General features: G+C 65.2%; 19 protein-coding genes and 1 riboswitch. Of the genes, 10 read left to right on the top strand and 9 right to left on the bottom strand.

Features of this window, described 5'->3' with window-relative positions; genetic code table 11:
* Positions 1 to 242: 242 nt before the first annotated feature.
* Both ACV1FX_RS41055 and ACV1FX_RS41050 read right to left on the bottom strand, forming a co-directional pair.
* Complete coding sequence (locus tag ACV1FX_RS41055; protein ID WP_473123165.1) at positions 243 to 1,151, bottom strand: NAD(P)-dependent oxidoreductase; 909 nt, start codon at positions 1,149 to 1,151, stop codon at positions 243 to 245.
* Positions 1,152 to 1,274: 123 nt separating this feature from the next.
* Positions 1,275 to 1,658 (bottom strand): carboxymuconolactone decarboxylase family protein, encoded by a 384-nt coding sequence (locus tag ACV1FX_RS41050; RefSeq protein WP_014491654.1) that lies wholly within the window; start codon positions 1,656 to 1,658, stop codon positions 1,275 to 1,277.
* A gap of 169 nt (positions 1,659 to 1,827) precedes the next feature.
* Here ACV1FX_RS41050 and ACV1FX_RS41045 point away from each other — a divergent pair, with 169 nt between their 5' ends.
* Positions 1,828 to 4,461 carry a TIGR02302 family protein gene (locus ACV1FX_RS41045; protein ID WP_473123164.1) on the top strand — a complete coding sequence of 878 codons (2,634 nt, stop codon included), beginning with the start codon at positions 1,828 to 1,830 and terminating at the stop codon, positions 4,459 to 4,461.
* Positions 4,462 to 4,705: 244 nt separating this feature from the next.
* Here ACV1FX_RS41045 and ACV1FX_RS41040 read toward each other — a convergent pair whose 3' ends face one another.
* Entirely contained in the window at positions 4,706 to 5,080 is a 375-nt protein-coding gene (locus ACV1FX_RS41040; RefSeq protein WP_473123163.1) for a response regulator, read from the bottom strand.
* Between the two features lie 34 nt (positions 5,081 to 5,114).
* Positions 5,115 to 5,987 carry an MJ0042-type zinc finger domain-containing protein gene (locus ACV1FX_RS41035; protein WP_473123162.1) on the bottom strand — a complete coding sequence of 291 codons (873 nt, stop codon included), beginning with the start codon at positions 5,985 to 5,987 and terminating at the stop codon, positions 5,115 to 5,117.
* Positions 5,988 to 6,148: 161 nt separating this feature from the next.
* Between ACV1FX_RS41035 and ftsE the strand changes: the two genes are divergently transcribed.
* The 4 genes from ftsE (at position 6,149) to ACV1FX_RS41015 (ending at position 9,327) form a co-directional block, all read left to right on the top strand.
* The gene (ftsE, locus tag ACV1FX_RS41030; protein ID WP_254098964.1) at positions 6,149 to 6,808 is read left to right on the top strand and encodes a cell division ATP-binding protein FtsE; all 660 of its coding nucleotides are present in this window, start codon (positions 6,149 to 6,151) and stop codon (positions 6,806 to 6,808) included.
* Positions 6,801 to 7,769, top strand: a complete 969-nt coding sequence (locus tag ACV1FX_RS41025) for a cell division protein FtsX (protein ID WP_473123161.1) — start codon at positions 6,801 to 6,803, stop codon at positions 7,767 to 7,769. The genes ftsE and ACV1FX_RS41025 overlap by 8 nt, the downstream gene beginning before the upstream one ends.
* A 77-nt stretch (positions 7,770 to 7,846) precedes the next feature.
* The gene (locus ACV1FX_RS41020; RefSeq protein ID WP_473123160.1) at positions 7,847 to 8,560 is read left to right on the top strand and encodes a YdcF family protein; all 714 of its coding nucleotides are present in this window, start codon (positions 7,847 to 7,849) and stop codon (positions 8,558 to 8,560) included.
* Positions 8,560 to 9,327 carry a lysophospholipid acyltransferase family protein gene (locus ACV1FX_RS41015; RefSeq protein ID WP_473123159.1) on the top strand — a complete coding sequence of 256 codons (768 nt, stop codon included), beginning with the start codon at positions 8,560 to 8,562 and terminating at the stop codon, positions 9,325 to 9,327. The genes ACV1FX_RS41020 and ACV1FX_RS41015 overlap by 1 nt, the downstream gene beginning before the upstream one ends.
* Here the strand turns inward: ACV1FX_RS41015 and ACV1FX_RS41010 are convergent.
* The gene (locus ACV1FX_RS41010; protein WP_473123158.1) at positions 9,324 to 9,935 is read right to left on the bottom strand and encodes a gamma-glutamylcyclotransferase; all 612 of its coding nucleotides are present in this window, start codon (positions 9,933 to 9,935) and stop codon (positions 9,324 to 9,326) included. The genes ACV1FX_RS41015 and ACV1FX_RS41010 overlap by 4 nt on opposite strands.
* Positions 9,936 to 10,045: 110 nt before the next feature.
* On the opposite strand from ACV1FX_RS41010, the gene ACV1FX_RS41005 reads away from it, so the two are divergent.
* Complete coding sequence (locus ACV1FX_RS41005) at positions 10,046 to 11,236, top strand: DUF2125 domain-containing protein (RefSeq protein WP_473123157.1); 1,191 nt, start codon at positions 10,046 to 10,048, stop codon at positions 11,234 to 11,236.
* A gap of 107 nt (positions 11,237 to 11,343) precedes the next feature.
* Here the strand turns inward: ACV1FX_RS41005 and ACV1FX_RS41000 are convergent, their stop codons facing one another.
* The 3 genes from ACV1FX_RS41000 to ACV1FX_RS40990 are packed head-to-tail and all read right to left on the bottom strand — an operon-like array spanning position 11,344 to position 14,255.
* On the bottom strand, positions 11,344 to 12,279 hold the full coding sequence (locus ACV1FX_RS41000) for a prephenate/arogenate dehydrogenase family protein (protein ID WP_473123156.1): 936 nt from the start codon (positions 12,277 to 12,279) through the stop codon (positions 11,344 to 11,346).
* On the bottom strand, positions 12,276 to 13,376 hold the full coding sequence (gene hisC / locus ACV1FX_RS40995) for a histidinol-phosphate transaminase (protein WP_473123155.1): 1,101 nt from the start codon (positions 13,374 to 13,376) through the stop codon (positions 12,276 to 12,278). Before hisC ends, ACV1FX_RS41000 begins: the two co-directional genes overlap by 4 nt.
* Before the next feature lie 33 nt (positions 13,377 to 13,409).
* A complete protein-coding gene (locus ACV1FX_RS40990) occupies positions 13,410 to 14,255 on the bottom strand; it encodes a chorismate mutase (RefSeq protein WP_473123154.1) in 846 nt (281 codons plus the stop codon).
* 188 nt (positions 14,256 to 14,443) lie between these two features.
* A riboswitch (SAM riboswitch) is annotated at positions 14,444 to 14,523 on the top strand.
* A gap of 90 nt (positions 14,524 to 14,613) precedes the next feature.
* On the opposite strand from ACV1FX_RS40990, the gene metX reads away from it, so the two are divergent.
* Together metX and metW are read left to right on the top strand one after the other, a co-directional pair.
* Positions 14,614 to 15,813 carry a homoserine O-acetyltransferase MetX gene (gene metX, locus ACV1FX_RS40985; protein WP_473123153.1) on the top strand — a complete coding sequence of 400 codons (1,200 nt, stop codon included), beginning with the start codon at positions 14,614 to 14,616 and terminating at the stop codon, positions 15,811 to 15,813.
* A 2-nt stretch (positions 15,814 to 15,815) separates the two neighbouring features.
* On the top strand, positions 15,816 to 16,478 hold the full coding sequence (gene metW / locus ACV1FX_RS40980; protein WP_473123152.1) for a methionine biosynthesis protein MetW: 663 nt from the start codon (positions 15,816 to 15,818) through the stop codon (positions 16,476 to 16,478).
* A gap of 117 nt (positions 16,479 to 16,595) precedes the next feature.
* Here metW and ACV1FX_RS40975 read toward each other — a convergent pair whose 3' ends face one another.
* On the bottom strand, positions 16,596 to 17,462 hold the full coding sequence (locus ACV1FX_RS40975) for an alpha/beta fold hydrolase (protein ID WP_473123151.1): 867 nt from the start codon (positions 17,460 to 17,462) through the stop codon (positions 16,596 to 16,598).
* A 236-nt stretch (positions 17,463 to 17,698) separates the two neighbouring features.
* On the opposite strand from ACV1FX_RS40975, the gene ACV1FX_RS40970 reads away from it, so the two are divergent.
* Positions 17,699 to 18,352, top strand: coding sequence for a TIGR02594 family protein (locus ACV1FX_RS40970; RefSeq protein ID WP_473123150.1), 654 nt, complete (start codon positions 17,699 to 17,701; stop codon positions 18,350 to 18,352).
* Positions 18,353 to 18,462: 110 nt separating this feature from the next.
* Entirely contained in the window at positions 18,463 to 19,101 is a 639-nt protein-coding gene (locus ACV1FX_RS40965) for a hypothetical protein (protein WP_473123149.1), read from the top strand.
* The last annotated feature ends 144 nt before the right edge of the window (positions 19,102 to 19,245 follow it).

The raw sequence follows: 19,245 nt of genomic DNA, 5'->3' as shown, positions 1-19,245 counted from the left end.
AAAAATATACTTCGACGTATCCATCCCAATACGGATAATCTGGCTCACGGACGGCTCCTGTGAATGAGTTTCTGACAACCTCATTCTGGCACACTGATGCCGTAGGGGGCCGTCCACACCATCACCCAAGGGAGTTGTTGTGGGGCTGATGTGTAACCCCGAGTCCCCGTAACCACATCCGCCTGTGGTTATGGGTTCCGGGCTCGCGCTTCGCGCGCCCCGGGACGACAATCGGAGAGTAGCTACTTCCCCGCGAGTCCGCCGGTCTTCCCGCCGACCACCACCCCGGCTCTCTTCTCGATCGGCTTGATCGCCGCGGTGAAATCCGAAGCTGCGCCTTCCTCGCTGATCACGGTCTCCCAGAGGCGCCCGACCGCATCCGCGACCTCCATCGACAGGCCGAGCTGCTTCATTTCCTCGAGCGCCAGCCGCACGTCCTTCACCATCAGCCCCGTCGCGAAGCCGAAGTCGAAGCTGCGCGGCAGAACCGAACGCGGAAACTTGTCGCGGCTTGCGGTGTTCATGCCCGAGCCCGCATTGATGACGTCGATCATCACGGCGGGATCGAGCCCGGCCTTCACGCCCATGACGACCGCTTCCGACGTCGCCACCATCGCGGTCGCCGAGAGGAGGTTGTTCGCGAGCTTCATGGTCTGTGCCGCGCCCGGCTTCTCGCCGATGAAGAACACTTTTCCGATCACGTCGAGCGCGGCCTTGACCGTGTCGAACTCGCTCCGCGGTCCCGAAACCATCACGGCCAGCGTTCCCTTTTCGGCGCCGGCGACGCCGCCGGAGACGGGGCTGTCGATCTGCACGATGTTGCGCCTCGCCAGCAGGCCGTGAATCCTCACCGCCATCTGCGAGCCGACGGTGGACAGATCGACGAAGCGTTTGATGCGCTTGCCCTCGATCACACCGTTCGCGCCCGTGGCGACCTCGAGCGAGGCCTGTAGCGACGGCAGGCTCGCCATCACCGTCTCGACCTTGTCGGCGACATCCTTCGGCGATGTCGCCGCCGTGGCGCCACGCGCAACCAGCGTGTCGAGGACCTCTTTCCGCATATCGAACGCAATGAGCCGATGCCCCGCCTCGATCAGCCGCCGCGCCATCGGAAACCCCATGTTTCCGAGGCCGATGAATCCGATGTCCATGGTGTTTCCTATTGTTTGTTGTTGTAGGTGTTGGACGGAAAACAGCGCGCCACACTCTTCGCAGTCGTCCTGGCTTTCGCCAGGACGACGTCGGGGGACGCTGCGCCCCTCACGCCAGACGCCTCACGCCTTCCCATCGATCTCCGCGAACACCTCGCGGGCGATGCGAAAGCTGTCGACTGCGGCCGGCATGCCGCCATAGATCGCGACCTGCATCAGGATCTCGCGGATTTCGTCCCGGCTGACGCCGTTGGTGAGCGCGCCCTTCAGATGCGCGCGGAACTCATGCTGTCGGTTGAGGATCGCGATCATCGCGATGTTGAGCATGCTGCGGGTTTTGCGCGGCAGCTCTTCGCGGCCCCACACCGTGCCCCAGCAATATTCGTTGAGCATCTCCTGGAACGGCCGGTTGAAGTCGTCGACGTTCTTCAGGGCATTGTTGACATAGGCCTCACCCAGCACCGCTTTGCGAACTTCCAGCCCCTTGTCGTGCATCTTCTTGTCCATGGCGTTCCTCGTATCTTGCCTGACGAATGGTGGCCGAACCTACGGTGGCGAATGCAACCAGTCACGCCTTCGTGTTATGCACCGCTCGGGTGCAGGGTCCCGTAGAGGAACGGGTGCCTCAGTGCTGCCGTTGTGCTAGGCTCTCGTTCCGGGCAACTTGGAGAGCTGATTGAACGGCGTCACACCTGAGCCGTCAGACCCGATCCGCGATGGCAACGCTTTGTCGCGGCTGAAGCTGGCGCAGGCCCTCAAGCGGGCCACTTATGCGATCGCCTGGGAGCGCGCCTGGCCACATCTGGCGCGGTTTTTGACCGTTGTCGGATTGTTTCTGGTGGTATCCTGGGCTGGCCTCTGGCTGGCGCTGCCGTTCATCGCCCGCGCGGTCGGGCTCGGCCTGTTCGCCGTCGCGGCGCTCGCCGCCCTGTTCCCGCTGATTCGATTCCGTTGGCCAAGCCGCGAGCAGGGCCTGAGCCGGCTCGACAATGGGTCCGGCATCCGCCACCGCCCGGCGACGACGCTCACCGACACCCTGAGCACGCAGGATCCGGTCGCGCAGGCGCTGTGGCAGGCGCAGCGCGAGCGCACGCTGGCCTCGCTCAAGCGCATCCGCGCGGGATTGCCGCGTCCGCGGCTCGCGATCCACGATCCCTGGGCGCTGCGCGCGCTGGTCGTGGTGATGCTGGTTGCGACCTTCTTCGCCGCGGGCGACGAGCGCGCCATGCGCATGGGCGCCGCGTTCGACTGGAACGGCGTGCTGGCACCGACGAACATCCGCGTCGACGCCTGGGTGACCCCGCCGGTCTACACCTCGAAGCCGCCGATCATCCTGTCGGCCGCCAACAAGGAGGCCGCCGCGCTTCCCGCGAGCGGACCGCTCGCCGTTCCCGCCGGCTCGACGCTGATCGTGCGATCCTCCGGCGGCAGCCTCGATGTCGTGGTCTCCGGCGGCCTCAAGGAAGTCGCGCCGAACGAGCAGGCTCCGAAGGGCACCAACGAGAAGCATTTTGCCATCGCGAGCGACGGCACGGCGCATGTCCGCGCGCCCTCAGGACAGCCGCAATGGAAGTTCGCGGCGACGCCCGATCGGCCGCCGACGATTTCGCTGGCGAAGGATCCGGAGCGTCAGGCGCGTGGCGCGCTGCAGCTCTCCTACAAGATCGAGGATGATTACGGCGTCACCGGTGCCGAGGCGCAGTTCGTCGTGCGTCCGTCCGATACCCAGAAGGGCGAGGAGCAGAAGGCCGCGCCGCGGCCGCTGTTCCAGCCGCCGCAATTCGCACTCGTGCTGCCGAACGCGCGCACCCGCAACGGCCTGGGCCAGACCGTCAAGGACCTCAGCGAGGACCCCTATGCCGGCGCCGATGTCACGCTGACGCTGACTGCCAAGGACGAGGCGGGCAATGAGGCGAAGAGCGAACCCTTCAATATGCGGTTGCCCGAGCGTCTCTTCACCAAGCCGCTGGCGCGCGCGCTGATCGAGCAGCGCCGCATCCTGGCGCTCGACGCCAACCGGAACGGCGACGTGTACAATGCGATCGATGCGCTGATGATCGCACCGGAGCTCTTTACGCCGGAGACCGGGCAATATCTCGGTCTCTACAACATCGCCCGCCAGCTCGAGACCTCGCGCACCGACGATGCGCTCCGCGAGGTCGTCGCGAGCCTGTGGGCGCTTGCGGTGACGATCGAGGACGGCAACATCACCGACGTCGACAAGGCGCTGCGTGCGGCGCAGGACGCGCTCAAGCAGGCGCTGGAGCGCGGCGCGAGCGACGAGGAGATCAAGAAGCTCACCCAGGATCTGCGCCAGGCGCTGGACAATTTCATGCGCCAGCTCGCCGAGCAGTTCCGCAACAATCCGCAGCAGCTCGCCCGTCCGCTTGATCCCAACACGAAGGTGATGCGCCAGCAGGATCTCAACAACATGATCGACCGCATGGAGCGCCTGTCGCGCTCCGGCGACAAGGATGCGGCCAAGCAGTTGCTCGACCAGCTTCAGCAGATGCTGGAGGGCTTGCAGATGGCGCAGCCGGGTCAGAGCGGCGATAGCGACATGGAGCAGGCGCTCAACGAGCTCGGCGACATGATCCGCAAGCAGCAGCAATTGCGCGACAAGACCTTCAAGCAGGGCCAGGATTCCCGGCGCGACCGCATGCGCGGCAAGCAGGGCCAGCAGGGCGATCAGTCGATGTCCGACCTGCAGCAGGACCAGCAGGCTTTGCGCGATCGCTTGAAGAAGCTCCAGGATGAGCTTCAGAAGCGCGGCCTCGCGCAGAACGGCCAAAAGGGTCAGAAGGGCCAGAAGGGCCAGAAAGGCCAAAAGGGTCAGCAGGGCGAGCAGGGACAACCAGGCCAACAGGGCCAGGGTGGCGATGAGGATGCCGACCAGGGCGATGATGACGGCGGTCTCGATGCCGCCGACAACGCCATGGGCGATGCCGGGTCCAAGCTCGGCGAAGGCAATGCCGACGGCGCCGTGGACTCGCAAGGCAAGGCGCTGGATGCGCTGCGCAAGGGCGCCCAGAAGATGGCCGAAGCCATGCAGCAGGGCGACGGCGACGGTCAGGGCGATGGCCCCGGCAATCGCGCCGGCCGCCAGCAGAGCGGCGGTAACCAGACCGATCCGCTCGGCCGTCCCTTGCACGGCCGCGAGTTCGGCGACGACTACACGGTGAAGATCCCCGGCGAGATCGACGTCCAGCGCGCCCGCCGCATCCTCGAAGAGCTCCGCCGTCGTTTGGGCGATCCGTCGAGGCCGCAGCTCGAGCTCGATTATCTCGAGCGGCTGCTGAAGGATTTTTGAGGCGACCAGTTCTCGCTGCCTGGCGCTGCGTATATTGACCCATGATGTCTCCTCCGGGTCGTCCTGGCGAAAGCCAGGACCCATCACCCCAGGGAGTAGTTTGGCGAAGATTCGTCGTCCGGTACTGCTGTCGATTCCACGGAGAGGTTCACGCGGTATGGGTCCTGGCGTTCGCCAGGACGACACCGTGTGTGTGGGACCGGACTTGCATCACTGCGGCGGGAATGTTGCTGGTAAGCCGCCGCTACCCCTTTTTCGCCGCGAGCGCGTCCGCAACCGCGGTGCGGATATCCGCTACCGAAAACGGCTTCGTCACCACGTCATGCACCAGCGCGTTCAGGTTCGACGCACGCTCGCGCTGGTCGGCGAACCCCGTCATCAGCAAAATCGTCAAGTCCGGAAAATCGCGCGCAGCCGAGAGCGCAAGCGCGATGCCGTCCATCACGGGCATCTGGATGTCGGTGAGCAGGAGGTCAAACGCGCCGTCCTCGCGCGTCAAGATCTCCAGCGCCTCGGCGCCGTCCTGCGCTGTCACGATCTGGTGGCCGTCCATGGCGATCGCACGCGCCACCAGCGTGCGCATGGACTCCTCGTCATCGGCGATCAGCACCTTTGGCATCGGGCCAAACCTTTGCGGAAGCCGGCAGGTGCGATTACGCGCTGCCGCCGGCGATGTCACGCCGGTTGAAGAAACGAATATCGATATTGCGGCCTTCAGGTGGCGGCGAGGCGAGGCGTGACTTGAAGAAGGCACGCTCGCCGGGATGCAGCACGGTCTGCTCCAGCACCGCGTTCCAGGCGTAGATCTCGGCACCTTGCGCGTCACGCACCGAGAAGCGCAGGCGGGGGATGTCGACCGCCTTCCTGGTCTCGCCGACGATCACGCCCTCGATCACCAGCACCTGCTTGCCGTCCACGGTCTCCGAAGTCACCTTGACGTCCCTGAAGGCGAGGCCGCGCAGATTTACCTCGAGGCCGACCAGCTTGTAGAACGCCGCGGTCTGCGGCAACAGGCGGACCAGGTCGGCGCGCCAGACCATGAGCGCCACGGCCAGCGCGCCCATGGCAACGCAGGCGGTCGGCAGGCCGAAATGGGACTTTCGCTGCGGCCTGCTCACCGGACGGGCGATCCGGGCCCGGCGGCGGAACAGCCCGCGGAACCACGACTGGTGCGGCTCACCGGCCAATTGGTCGTCGGCGGCCTCGGCCTCCGACCAGTCGTCGTCCCTGGTCTCCTCGGTGGGCCAGTCGCTGGCGATCGAAGGGCTGTCGACCACCGGCGTCTCGGCGGCGTCCTCCTGGGCGTAGGTGTTCCACTGCTCCGCGGTATCGGACTGATCCTCGGGCTGGCTCGCCGCGGCCATGGCCGCCACGTTGGCTTTCTCCTGCACTTCCTCGACGGCGTCCTCGGGGCGGGCCACCCAGGTCTCCTTGCAGCGGGAGCAGCGCACGGTACGCCCATTCGCCCCAAGGCTCGCGAGCTTGATGGCGTAGGATGTCGTACAATGGGGGCATACGATGTGCATGGACCAGCCTCGGCGATGACCCAGCCGTAGCGGAACCGGGCCCTTTCGATGCTACAAGGCGACCGTTAACGAATCGGAAACCATAACGGCCGCACAAGGCTTTCATCGCATGCGGCACGGTTTGCGGCCTGCGTCGCGCCTCACCTCGAACGGAGCTGAGCTTGGTTCGGTTCGAAAATGTCGGATTGCGTTACGGTCTGGGGCCGGAGATTCTGCGCGACCTGAGCTTCCAGATCCCGGCGCACTCCTTTCAGTTCCTCACCGGCCCCTCGGGCGCCGGCAAGACATCGCTGTTGCGCCTCTTGTTCCTGTCGCATCGGCCGACGCGCGGCCTCGTCAATCTGTTCGGCCACGACATCTCGCTGCTCGGCAAGGACGAGATCGCCGATCTGCGAAAGCGCATCGGCATCGTGCTGCAGGATTTCCGCCTGCTCGACCACATGACGACCTATGAGAACGTCGCGCTGCCGTTCCGCGTCATGGGCCGCAGCGAATCCAGCTATCGCAAGGAGGTCATCGATCTCCTGCGCTGGGTCGGCCTCGGCGAGCGCATGGACGCGCTGCCGCCGATCCTGTCGGGCGGCGAGAAGCAGCGGGCGGCGATCGCGCGCGCGGTGATCTCGCGGCCGCAGCTTCTGCTCGCGGACGAGCCGACCGGCAGCGTCGATCCGACGCTTGGCCGCAGGCTCCTGCGGCTCTTCATCGAGTTGAACAAGTCCGGCACGGCCGTGATCATCGCGACCCACGATATCGGTTTGATGGACCAGTACGAGGCGCGCCGGCTCGTGCTGCACCAGGGACGACTGCACGTCTATGAATAGGACCGACGAGCGCGGCGTCTTCGTCGACCTCGGACAGGAGCGTCCGCAGGTCCCGGCGAGAGCGCGCAACATGTCGCCGATCGTGCCGCGCGCCTCGATCCATGGCCGCGCGCTGGTCGCGGTCGTCGCGATCATGACCTTCCTCGCCTCGATGACCACGGGCACGGTGCTGCTGGTGAGCGCGTCGGCGGCCGAATGGCAGTCGGATGTCGCGAGCGAAATCACCATCCAGGTCCGCCCGCAGGCCGGGCGCGACATCGAGCGCGACACCGCTGCCGTGACGGAAGCGATGCGCGCACAACCCGGCATCGTCGAGGTCAAGCCGTTCAGCAAGGAGGAATCCGGCAAGCTGCTCGAGCCCTGGCTCGGCACCGGCCTGTCGATGGACGATCTTCCGGTGCCGCGCATGATCATCGCCCGCGTGCAGCCGGGCACGGCGCTCGATCTCGCCGCCTTGCGCAGCCGCGTGGCGCAGGTCGCCCCGACCGCAAGCGTCGATGATCACCGGGCCTGGATCGAGCGCATGCGCTCGATGACCAACGCCACCGTGCTCGCAGGCCTCGGCATCCTCGCGCTCGTCATCGTCGCGACCATCATCTCGGTGTCTTTCGCAACCCGCGGCGCGATGGCCGCCAACCGTCCGATCGTCGAGGTCCTGCATTTCGTCGGCGCCGGCGACCGCTACATCGCCAACCGTTTCCTGCGGCATTTCCTCCGCCTCGGCCTCGAAGGCGGCGTGATCGGCGGGGGCATCGCCATGCTGGTGTTCGGCTTCTCCGAGTCGATCGCGGGCTGGTTCTCCGGCACGCCGGTCGGTGACCAGTTCGCCGCACTGCTCGGCACTTTCTCGCTGCGGCCGTCGGGCTACGTCGTGCTCGCGGTGCAGGCGGTCCTGATCGGCGCGATCACTGCGGCGGCGTCGCGCCAGACGCTGTTCGCGACGCTGAACGACGTCGATTAGGTCGTGACGCGTTAAACCGGACTCCACTTCATCGAAAAACGTCCTAAAATTGCCGGGGGAAGGGACCACCACATCGTATGACCTCGCCGACCGACGATCGATCGCCGAACTTGCCGCACGGCTGGCTGCGTGCGGCCGTCGTGTCGATGCTCGCGATCGCCTTCGTCGCCGCGGCGGCGGGATTCGTCGCGTTCCTGTCGCAGATGCGGGGCGCCGAGCTCGCGCCGGACCGCAAGGCGGACGGCATCGTGGTCTTGACCGGCGGATCGTCGCGCGTGTCGGATGCGATGGAGCTGTTAGCTGCGGGCTACGGCCAAAGGCTGCTGATCTCCGGTGTGCACCCGACCTCCACGGTCAGTGATATCTCGCGGACGCTGCCGGAGAACCAGTCCTACATGCGCTGCTGCGTCGATCTCGACCGCTATGCCGTCTCGACCCGCGGCAATGCCGCGGAGACGCGCCGCTGGGCGCATGAGCGCGGCTTCAAGTCGCTGATCGTGGTGACCTCGAACTATCACATGCCGCGCGCGCTGGTGGAATTCTCGCACGCGATGCCGGAGATCGCGTTGATCCCGTTTGCGGTGGTCGGCGACAAGTGGCGCGAGGAGCCCTGGTGGACCTCGTCCTCGACGCTGCGGCTGCTGTTGTCGGAATATGTCAAATATGTCGCCGCCGAGCTGCGCGTGTGGCTCGAGGATTTCGGGATTGACCTTTCGCCCGAAGTGTCGGAGCAGCCTTCCGGCGTGCAGTCGAAACGGCCCGCCACCGCACAGGCCAATTGGGATCGTTGATGTTCTTGCTCTTCCTGCGTTCGCTCGTTTTCAACGTGCTGTTCTACGCCGTCCTGGTGTTCTGGGCGATCATCGCGCTGCCGACCTTCCTGATGTCGCCCCGCGCGATGCTGACGGTCGCCGAATGGTGGGCGAACTCGACGCTGTTCCTGATGCGGGTGATCTGCAACATCAAGGTGGAATTCAGAGGCGTGGAGAAGATCCCGACGGGGCCGCTGGTGATCGCGTCAAAGCACCAGTCGTTCTGGGAGACGTTCGCGCTGCTGCGCTTCTTCGACCGGCCGATCTTCATCCTTAAGCGTCAGCTCATGCACATTCCGGTGTTCGGCCAATTCCTGGGCAAGACCGGCATGATCGCGATCGATCGCAGCGCCGGCGTCAAGGCGCTCCTGGACATGACGCGGCGGGCGCGCGATGCGGTGCGCTCCGGCCGCCAACTCGTGATCTTCCCGGAGGGCACCCGCCGCGCGCCGGGCGCGCCAGCGGACTACAAGACCGGCTTTGCCCAGATCTATTCGGCCTGCGGCGTGCCGTGCCTGCCGATCGCGCTCAACTCCGGCCTGTTCTGGCCGCGCCGCACCTTCATGCGCTATCCCGGCACGCTGGTGGTGGAATTCCTGGATCCGTTGCCGCCGGGCCTGCCGAAAGACGAGTTCATCGCGCGCGTGCGCGGTGCGATCGAGGAGTCCACCGGGCGCATCGTCGAAGCCGGACGGAAGGAGCAGGAGCAGCTCATCGGCAGCGCGCCGAGCTACGTGGCCAGCTAACCCTCGCCGCGCTCGCTGCTCGGAGCCGGATCGTGCAGGGAATGCGCGTCGTTGTGCAGGAGAGCCGCAAGCTGATGCAGCTGCGTATCGCGAAAACCTTCGGCCTCGATCGCCTTCACCGTCGCGGTGACGTAGTCGCGGTTGGCGCCGGACTGGCCGTGGCCCTGCAGCACGTGACGGTGCTGCTCGGCAAGCGACAGGCGTCCGGCATATTGCACATGGCCGCGGTCGACGACGTAGGCGAGCGCGCTGACACGCTGCCGCGCGTCGTTCTCCAGCCACACCGAGCGCATCACCTCGCGATAGACCGAGGTGACCTGCTCGCGCTCGCGCAAGTAGGCGACCACATCGGTGCGGCTCTTCGCAGCGACGCGAAAGGCGATGCCGCGGCAGGCGCCGCCGCGGTCCAGCCCGAGCACGAGGCCCGGCTTCTCCGGCGTGCCGCGATGGACGAAGGAATAGACACAGAGCGCGCGATGCTCGCCGACCAGCCGTGCCGGCACGCGCTCCTCGAATTCGAAGCCCGGCCGCCACATCAGCGAGCCATAGCCGAACACCCAGAGGTCGCCGGTGGCCGTCGTGGCGGAGGGGAGGGTGATTTCGGACATGTTTGGCACCGCTACCAGAGCCTGCCGTCCGGGCGAAGCGAATTCTCCACCTTTTGCCGCAAGCCGACCTCGCTTACATTTGCCATCATCTGGGGTCAAAGGGTCGCCGCATGTCCGATATGACCATTGCCGCCAGACGGCGCCCCCGCTCCCGCTGGGGCCTTTTCATCGCGCCCGTCATCCTCTTGATTCTCGCCGTCGCATGGAGCGGCTTCTGGTTCTATGCCGCTTCGCAGGCCGAGGTGGCGGCCGACGCCTGGCGCGCCCAGGAGGCCAAGTCAGGCCGGATCTATGATTGCGCCAGGCGCTCGATCGCCGGTTTCCCGTTCCGCTTCGAGGTGCAGTGTTCCGGTGCCAGCGTGTCGCTGGTCTCGCAGACCGCGAGCAAGACGCCGTTCACGGCCAAGCTCGACAACATCCTGGTTGTCGCCCAGGTCTACGATCCCAAGCTCGTGATCGCCGAATTCACCGCACCGGCAACCCTGACTGACGGCATCACGCAGACGTCCTTCGTGGTGAACTGGAGCAAGGGTCGCAGCAGCGTGGTCGGCTTGCCGGCGGTGCCGGATCGCGCCTCGATCGTGTTCGACGATCCCGCCATCAATCGCGTCGATGGCTCGGTGCAGGTGCCGGTTGCCAAGGCCAAGCAGGTCGAGCTGCACGGACGCCTCGCCGAGGGATCCTCGCGCGACAATCCCATCATCGAAACCGTGCTCCAGATCGCGCAAGGCAGCATTCAGGGCGTGCATCCGCTGCTCGCCGAGCCGTTCGAAGCCGACGTGCGCTCGAAGATCACGGGGCTGAAGGATCTGACGCCAAAGCCCTGGCCTCAGCGTTTCCGCGAGCTCCAGGCCGCCGGCGGCCATATCGAGATCGTGCAGTCGCGCATTCAGCAGGGCGAGATGATCGCGGTCGCCGCCGGCACGCTCGGCATCTCGCCGAACGGCCGCCTCGACGGCGAATTGCAGATGACGGTGACCGGCCTCGAGCGGGTGATCCCCGCGCTCGGCATCGACAAGATTCTGGAAGAGGGCGTGCCACAGGCAACGCTCGACCGCGTCGCGCCGGGTGTGAAGTCGCAGGACCTCAACAACCTCTTCGGCGCGCTCGATCGCGCCATTCCCGGACTTGGCAAGGTCGTGAAGCAGAACGCCAATGTCGGCGTCGCCGCCGGCATCAATGCGCTCGGCACCGAAAGCGCTCTCGAAGGCAAGAAGGCGCGCAGCTTCCCGCTGCGCTTCGCCGATGGCGCCGTGATGCTGGGCGCGCTGAAGGTGGCGCAGCTCCCGCCGCTGTATTAGCTCGCTGTCATTCCGGGGCGACGCGGTAGCGTCGAACCCGGGATCCCGAGATCGTGGAGCGAGATTCCGGGTTCGCGCTGCGCGCGCCCCGGAATGACGGCAGAACCCTACTGCTTCGTCAGCGGCGGATGGGAGCGGCCGAAGTCTGGAGCCGCCGAATCCTGGCCGATTTCGACGATGCCGCGGCGGATGGCGCGGGTGCGGGTGAAGTGGTCGAACAGCGCTTCGCCATCGCCACGGCGGATCGCGCGGGTGAGTTTTGCGAGGTCCTCGTTGAAGGTGCCGAGCATCTCCAGCACGGCCTCCTTGTTGGCGAGGAACACGTCGCGCCACATCGTCGGATCGGACGCCGCGATGCGCGTGAAATCGCGAAAGCCGCCGGCGGAGAACTTGATGACCTCGGATTCCGTCACCTGCTGCAGCTCATCGGCGGTGCCGACGATGGTGTAGGCGATCAGATGCGGCAGATGGCTGGTGATCGCCAGTACGAGATCATGATGATCGGGTGTCATGATCTCGACCTTGGCGCCGAGCGCGGCCCAGAACGCGCGCAAGCGATCGACGGCGGCTGTGTCAACGCCCTCCGGTGGCGTGAGGATGCACCAGCGGTTGATGAACAGCTCGGCGAAGCCGGAATCCGGCCCCGAATGCTCGGTGCCCGCAACGGGATGGGCGGGGACAAAATGAATGCCTTGCGGCAGATGCGGTGCCATGTCCCTGACGATCGTGCCCTTCACCGATCCGACGTCGGAGATGATCGCGCCTGGCTTCAGATGCGCAGCGATCTCCTGCGCCACGGGCCCGCAGGCGCCGACGGGAATGCAGAGGATGACGAGGTCGGCGTCCTTCACGGCCTCGACATTGGTCGCGACCACGTGGTCGACGATGCCGAGCTCGGCGACGCGGGCGCGCGTCTTCTCCGAACGTGCGGTGGTGACGATCTCGGAAGCCAGCCCCTGAAGCTTCGCGGCACGCGCGATCGAGCCGCCGATCAGGCCGAAGCCGATCAGTGCGACGCGCTGGAAGTGCGGGGCGACGCTCATTTGCCGCCCCCCATGAAGTCGCGCAGGCCCTCGACCACGAGGCGGTTGGCTTCCTCGGTGCCGATGGTCATGCGCAGCGCGTGGGGCAGGCCGTAATTCTTCAGCGCGCGCAGCACCAGTCCGCGCTTGGTCAGGAAGGCGTCGGCTTCGTCCGAGGTCTTGCCCTTCTCGGCCGGGAAATGGATCAGCACGAAATTGGCAACGCTCGGCGTCACCTTCAGGCCGAGCCTGCCGATCTCCTCGGTCAGCCAGTTGCGCCAGGTCTCGGTGAACTGCTTCGACTTCTGCTGATGCGCAGTGTCCTCGATCGCCGCGACCGCGGCATACATCGCCGGCGTCGAGACGTTGAACGGACCGCGGATGCGGTTCACCGCATCGATGATGTGCGCGGGACCGAACATCCAGCCGATGCGGAGCGCGGCGAGGCCGTGGATCTTGGAGAAGGTGTGGGTGACGACCGTGTTCTCGGTGGTCGCGACCAGCTCGATCCCCATTTCGTAGTCGTTGCGGGACACGTAGTCGCAATAGGCGGCATCGAGCACCAGCAGCACGTGCGACGGCAGGCCGGCGCGCAGGCGCTTGATCTCGTCGAACGGCAGATAGGTGCCGGTCGGGTTGTTTGGGTTGGCGATCCAGACGAGCTTGGTCCGGGGCGTCACCGCCTTCAGGATGGCGTCGACGTCGGCGGTGAAGTTCGCTTCCGCCGCCACGACATTCCTCGCGCCATTCGCCATGGTCGCGATCGGGTAGACCAGGAAGCCGTGGGTGGTGGAGATCGCTTCGTCGCCCTGGCTGAGATAGGTGTGCGCGAGCAGATTGAGGATCTCGTCCGAACCGGCGCCGCAGATGATGCGGTCGGGATCCAGCCCATAGGCGCGGCCGATCGCTTCGCGCAGCACCCGCGAGGTGCCTTCCGGATAGTCTTCCAGATGCGTCGCCACATGCGTGAAGGCCTCGATCGCCTTGGGCGAGGGCCCGAACGGCGTCTCGTTCGCCGACAGCTTGAACACCTTGCGGCCCGGCTCCGGCACCGGGCTCTTGCCGGGCGTATAGGGCGCAATATCGAGAATGCCGGGATTCGGCACGGGGCGAGACATCTTGAACTCCGGAATGGCGGGACGGCTCGAAATCTACGATCTCGTCCCGTTCGGGGGCACCGTATAGCGCGTTGCGTGGCCGCCGACGAGGGCCGACGAGCGGACCGAGGCGCCGGCCCGGATCAGGGCCATTTTGATCTTCTCGAAGCCGATGCCGGTCTCCGACACCAACAGCGCTGCGCCGTCGAAGGCGGTATCAGGCACCGCGACGATGTCGGCGAGTGGCGCCAGCGCCCTCGCGGTGTCGGCGTTCCACCCGGACACACGCACGCTCCAGGTCTGGACCTCCGTGACCATGGCGTCGTCGGCTACCCGCGAGATCACGAACACGGGCAGCGCGGCCGGATGGTCGGCGCGCTCGAGGAACGGCAGCCGCGCGATGATTTTCGGCGCGCCCTCGGCCTCGAGCTCGCTCCACCATGGCGTGCGGCTCGATATCGCCGAGACCAGAGCCAGATCGCCCTTCGATTTCGCCAGTGCCTCGACGGCGGCTTGCGCGCTGAAATGCGACACATAGGGCGTGGTGAAACCGAAATGGAATCGCGCCGAATCTCGCATCGCGGACTCGCCGACCGAGACGTCGGCATGCACCGAGAACGGGGCCTGCACATAAGTGAAGGTCGAGATGATGACGCGCCAGATGCTCTCGATGGTGTCGAGCGGCAGGATGCCGCGATGGCGCTCGACGAGGCGGCGCATCATGCTGGCCTCGCGCGCCGGCCGGAAAGCCGAGCCGACCTCCTGCGTCTGCTTCGCCTGGATCAGGCGATCGATGATGTCGCCGCGCTTCATCAGCAGGCGATGCACGTCCTCGTCGATCGCATCGATCTCCTTGCGCAATTCCTGCAGCGATGGTGGCGCGGGCGGACGTTGGGACATATCGGCCGGAGGCTGTTGAGAGGTCTTCAAAAGCGGATCGGCCGAGGCGGACCCGCTGCGTAAGGCATTGATTAGGCAGGATGGACGCCGAAAGCAAAGAGAAATGACGGCCATTGCCTGACATCGCAAGGCCCCCTTTGGTCAATCGTCGCCTCCGCTTGACGAAAACCGCTTCAGCAACTAGTTTTTGCCTGTTCCGTGGTCATTTGAGCCGGCCGGCTTGCAGCCACGTTAAAAAACTCGCTAAACAGGCCGGGGACGCTTCCGATCCCGGCCGAACCTATCGTTCAGGCCGGGTTTTTCATGGCCTGATGTCAGCGGCGGCTCGAGGGCCGTCGCCAACGAGGTCGATGGTCAGATGGTTGGCGTCACGTCAGTACCGAGCCCCACGATCGCCGAAGAGCGCTCGCATGAGGTGGATCATCCGAGTTCGCAGGTCGCGCATTTCGGGGCCGATCAGCCGCTGCCGCTCGATTGCGGCGTCGATCTCACACCGTTCCAGATCGCCTACCAGACCTACGGCGAGCTCAATGCTGCGCGCTCCAATGCCGTGCTGATCTGCCATGCTCTGACCGGCGACCAGCATGTCGCGAATGCGCACCCCGTCACCGGCAAGCCCGGATGGTGGGAGACCCTGGTCGGGCCGGGCCGTCCTCTTGATCCTCAACGCTACTTCATCATCTGCGCCAACGTGATCGGCGGCTGCATGGGCTCGACGGGACCTGCCTCGCTCAATCCGGCGACGGGCAAGGTGTGGGGCCTGGATTTTCCCATCATCACGATTCCCGACATGGTGCGCGCGCAGGCGATGCTGATCGATCGCCTCGGCATCGACACGCTGTTTGCTGTCGTCGGCGGCTCGATGGGCGGCATGCAGGTGCTGCAATGGACCGCGGCTTATCCTGAACGCGTGTTCTCCGCGCTCGCGATTGCCTGCTCGACGCGGCATTCCGCGCAGAACATCGCTTTCCACGAACTCGGCCGCCAGGCTGTGATGGCCGATCCCGACTGGAACAATGGCCGCTATACCGATCACGGCATCCATCCCCATCGCGGGCTCGCGGTGGCGCGGATGGCCGCGCACATCACCTACCTCTCGGATGCGGCACTGCACCGCAAGTTCGGCCGGCGCATGCAGGACCGCGAGCTGCCGACGTTCTCGTTCGATGCGGATTTCCAGGTCGAGAGCTATCTGCGTTATCAAGGCTCGTCCTTCGTCGAGCGTTTCGACGCCAACAGCTATCTCTATCTGACGCGGGCGATGGACTATTTCGACATCGCCGGCGACCATGGCGGCGTGCTGGCGAAGGCGTTTGCCGGCGTCAAGACACGCTTCTGCGTGGTCTCCTTCACCAGCGACTGGCTGTTCCCGACCTCGGAATCGCGCGCGCTGGTGCACGCGCTCAACGCGTCCAGCGCGCGGGTGTCGTTCGCCGAGATCGAGACCGATCGCGGACATGACGCCTTCCTGCTCGACGTTCCCGAATTCTTCGATATCTCCCGCGCCTTCCTGCAATCGGCTGGCAAGGCGCGCGGCCTCAACGGCAAGGGCGGCTAGCGATGTCTGTACAGGAAGTGCTGCCGCTGGGCGGCCTTGCGAGCGAACAGTCCGGCCAGTTTCGCGCCGATCATTTGCTGGTTGCCGAGATGGTCAGGCGCGGCTCGAAGGTGCTCGACGTCGGCTGCGGCGACGGCGATCTGCTGCAGCTCCTTGAGAGCCGTGGCATCGACGGTCGCGGCATCGAGCTGTCGCGCGAGGGCGTCAACCGCTGCGTCGCCAAGGGGCTCGCGGTCGTGCAGGGCGATGCCGACACCGACCTCGTCAACTACCCCGACGACGCCTTCGATTACGTGATCCTGTCGCAGACGCTGCAGGCGACGCGGCAACCGAAAGTGGTGCTGGAAAATCTCCTGCGCATCGGCCACCGCGCCATCGTGTCGTTCCCGAACTTCGGCTATTGGAAGATGCGGCTCCAGCTCCTGATCGGCGGCCACATGCCGCGCACGGAGAATCTGCCGGCGACCTGGTACGACACCGCCAACATCCATTTCTGCACCATCAAGGATTTCGTCCAGCTCTGCGACGAGATCGGCGTCAAGATGGAGCGCGCCGAAGCACTCGATCTCTACGGCCGCCCGCTGCGGCTGCGATTGCCCTGGTGGGTGTGGAATCTGTTCGGCGAGCAGGGCGTGTTTCTCCTGAGCCGCGGCGGCGGGAAGTAGTAGCCTCCCGTCATTGCGAGGCGCGAAGCGACGAAGCAATCCAGAGTCTTTCCGCGGAGACAGTCTGGATTGCTTCGCTGCGCTCGCAATGACGTAGTATGAGGCGACGCCTTCGCATCAATTCGCCGCTGCCGACCTCGGATCGCGCACCGGCCAGCACCCGGCTTCCACCAGCGTGACGAAGCGCTCCACCGTTTCGTTGAACAGCGCGGGCTCCTCGAGATTGAGCACGTGGCCTGACTTCGGAAACATCGCGAGTCCCGCGGCCGGCAGATGCTTCTTCAGGAAGAGGCTCGGCCCGATGCAGGGATCGTCCTCGTCGCCGCAGATGATCAGCGCCGGCGTCGTCGCGGCCTTGATCGCATCTGTCATCGTATAAATCGAGGGGCGCCCGCCCTGGAAGCCGCGCATGGTATTGGCCGAGCCCCTGGAATCGTGCCGCGAAAGTGCGGCATAGAAATCGGCGTGTCCGCGCGGGTCCTTGACGAGGAAGGGAATCCGGCTCGGCGCCTCGCGCGTGACCTTCGCAACTTCGGCGGAGCCCAGCGTCTCGAACTGCTCGGCATTGGCGCGGCACTGCTTGCGCCAGGCTTCGAGATTGTCGAGCTCCGAGCCCGAGCCGACGCCGGCCAGCGTCATCGACAGCGCGCGCTGCGGCGCATTGAGCCCGATCTGGAGCGAGGAATAGGCACCCATCGAGAGGCCGACGAGATGAGCATTGTCGATGCCAAGATGATCGAGCACTGCAAGCGCGTCGGTGTAGAAGTGCTCGTAGGTATAGACCTCGTTCGATGCCGGCACGTCTGATGGTGTATAGCCGCGCGCCGAATATGTTATGCAACGATGGCCGCGCGAGAAGTAACGCATCTGCGGCTCCCAATTGGTGTAGTCGGCCGCGAATTCGTGCAGGAAGATGATCGGCGTGCCGTGTCCTGCTTCCTCGAAATAGATGCGCGCATCGTCCCTGGTCGTGGCGTGGGGCATTAACCGTTTCCCTCTTTCCGAGCCGCGACGTTAAGCATCGCAGTTAATGCTGTGGGCAGCAATGCGGCAGCATCAGAGCTGCGTCGACACAGGATCATCGCAGAAATTCCCTGAAGCGAATTTCTGCTATGCAGCAATGTGCCTTGCTCTCGCCACATCTGGACTTTCATACGACGCGGGGTTGTCGGCCGCGCACGGGCCGACGGGGAGTTGGGGGTGTCAACGAAGGATGAAGAATGTTTGAGTTGTTTGCGTTCGGCCGGCTGCGTCACGTCATCGCGCTGGCTCTCTTCTCCGCGGTCTTCGCCGCATCTGTCTCTCCAGCATCGGCACGGTCTCATCGTCACAGCGCAGAGCGGCACGCTTACGTGCATCACGCCGCGCACCACGCCGGAAGGCATCATCATCACCATCGCCACGCTGCGCGCCCATCGCGCTTCGAGCGCGGTGCTGCGCAGTTGCAGGCAAGCGGCCTCATGAACACGCAGGCAAGCTATGACTCGAGCGCCACCGGCGACGGCGCGGCCACGGCGGGCGGCTTCGGCTCGGGCCTCGTCTCGGAAGCGCGCCGCTATCTCGGCGGCAATCCGACCAGCCGTGGCAGCCTGTGGTGCGCGCGCTTCATGAACATGGTGTTGGAGCACACCGGCCATAAGGGCACCGGCTCCGACATGGCGAGCTCGTTCGCGCATTACGGCACGCGCGTCTCCGGCCCGCAGGTCGGCGCGATTGCGGTCATGTCGCGCGGCCGTCGCGGCGGCCATGTCGGCATCATCACCGGCATCGACGCCAAGGGCAATCCGATCATGATCTCCGGCAACAACGGCAACCGCGTTCGCGAGGCGCCGATCTCGCGCGGCCGGATCTATGCCTATGTGATGCCGAACTGATCGATCGTCCCGGCATATTTTTCGAACCTGTCGTCGGGCTCGCGCGACCGTAAGGAGGCGCGGGCTCGGCGGTTACCTCCGTCCGCCCCGCGGATCATGGGGTGTGCAGCATGGCGTTCGAGAGAGTGACGCGGGCCGTCTTCGACGAGCTTGTGGCGAACAATGGATCGGCAAGATTTCGGCGGGAGCTCGCCCGTTACGATCTGGAGACCGACCCACCCGCGCGGGATGATTGTGCCGTGCTTCGCGGGCCTCTCGCAGCATCCGACTTCGTCGACGTGCCGGCCTTCAACACGCTGGTGATGGGCGATCTGACCGTCGACGGCCTGGTCGATCTTGGAGGCGCGGGTGCGTTTGATGAAGGTGGGGTGTTCGTCGTGCTCGGTAATGTCGCCAGCACGGTGTTCTCGACGGGCTTTGCCAAGGGGACGTTCATCGACGGCAACCTCGAAGCCGACTCGCTGATTCTGAACGCCTTCGATGACTCCGCTTTGGTTGTGATGGGAAACCTGCGGACCTATTTCTTCTATGGCCGGGACATCTGGGCCGAGGTCGGCGGCAAGGCCGAAATGCATTATGGCGACGGCTATTGCCTGCCGATCGGCTATACCAGTGCCGGTGCTGAGGCGATCGAACCGTTGCATGATCGCGCGACGTCGCTGCGCCGGCTCAATCTCGACAATACGGACTATATCGAGCCTCACCGCTTTCTGGACCTGATCAGTAGCGGTCGACCGATTTTCAAGTAAGCCAAGCAAAACTTCGTTCGTCATTGCTGTGCAAGTTCACTAATTCGCTGATCGAATGGTCTGGGTCTGGACCTCGGCAAATTCCTTTGGTGTCTTGCCGCCGAGGGCCTGATGAGGCCTGAAGTTATTGTAGTAGACCACATA

The sequence above is a fragment of the Bradyrhizobium ingae genome, from assembly GCF_055791185.1.
Note: the sequence above shows the minus strand (reverse complement) of the source record. Positions and strands in the feature narration are given on the sequence as shown.

Excerpts from the sequence above, each read along its gene's own strand:
- ACV1FX_RS41055 (WP_473123165.1), bottom strand. The coding sequence starts at position 1,151 with ATGGACATCGGATTCATCGGCCTCGGAAACATGGGGTTTCCGATGGCG.
- ACV1FX_RS41050 (WP_014491654.1), bottom strand. The coding sequence starts at position 1,658 with ATGGACAAGAAGATGCACGACAAGGGGCTGGAAGTTCGCAAAGCGGTG.
- ACV1FX_RS41040 (WP_473123163.1), bottom strand. The coding sequence starts at position 5,080 with ATGCCAAAGGTGCTGATCGCCGATGACGAGGAGTCCATGCGCACGCTG.
- ACV1FX_RS41035 (WP_473123162.1), bottom strand. The coding sequence starts at position 5,987 with ATGCACATCGTATGCCCCCATTGTACGACATCCTACGCCATCAAGCTC.
- ACV1FX_RS41025 (WP_473123161.1), top strand. The coding sequence starts at position 6,801 with ATGAATAGGACCGACGAGCGCGGCGTCTTCGTCGACCTCGGACAGGAG.
- ACV1FX_RS41020 (WP_473123160.1), top strand. The coding sequence starts at position 7,847 with ATGACCTCGCCGACCGACGATCGATCGCCGAACTTGCCGCACGGCTGG.
- ACV1FX_RS41015 (WP_473123159.1), top strand. The coding sequence starts at position 8,560 with ATGTTCTTGCTCTTCCTGCGTTCGCTCGTTTTCAACGTGCTGTTCTAC.
- ACV1FX_RS41010 (WP_473123158.1), bottom strand. The coding sequence starts at position 9,935 with ATGTCCGAAATCACCCTCCCCTCCGCCACGACGGCCACCGGCGACCTC.
- ACV1FX_RS41005 (WP_473123157.1), top strand. The coding sequence starts at position 10,046 with ATGTCCGATATGACCATTGCCGCCAGACGGCGCCCCCGCTCCCGCTGG.
- ACV1FX_RS41000 (WP_473123156.1), bottom strand. The coding sequence starts at position 12,279 with ATGAGCGTCGCCCCGCACTTCCAGCGCGTCGCACTGATCGGCTTCGGC.
- hisC (WP_473123155.1), bottom strand. The coding sequence starts at position 13,376 with ATGTCTCGCCCCGTGCCGAATCCCGGCATTCTCGATATTGCGCCCTAT.
- ACV1FX_RS40990 (WP_473123154.1), bottom strand. The coding sequence starts at position 14,255 with ATGTCCCAACGTCCGCCCGCGCCACCATCGCTGCAGGAATTGCGCAAG.
- metX (WP_473123153.1), top strand. The coding sequence starts at position 14,614 with ATGGTTGGCGTCACGTCAGTACCGAGCCCCACGATCGCCGAAGAGCGC.
- metW (WP_473123152.1), top strand. The coding sequence starts at position 15,816 with ATGTCTGTACAGGAAGTGCTGCCGCTGGGCGGCCTTGCGAGCGAACAG.
- ACV1FX_RS40975 (WP_473123151.1), bottom strand. The coding sequence starts at position 17,462 with ATGCCCCACGCCACGACCAGGGACGATGCGCGCATCTATTTCGAGGAA.
- ACV1FX_RS40970 (WP_473123150.1), top strand. The coding sequence starts at position 17,699 with ATGTTTGAGTTGTTTGCGTTCGGCCGGCTGCGTCACGTCATCGCGCTG.
- ACV1FX_RS40965 (WP_473123149.1), top strand. The coding sequence starts at position 18,463 with ATGGCGTTCGAGAGAGTGACGCGGGCCGTCTTCGACGAGCTTGTGGCG.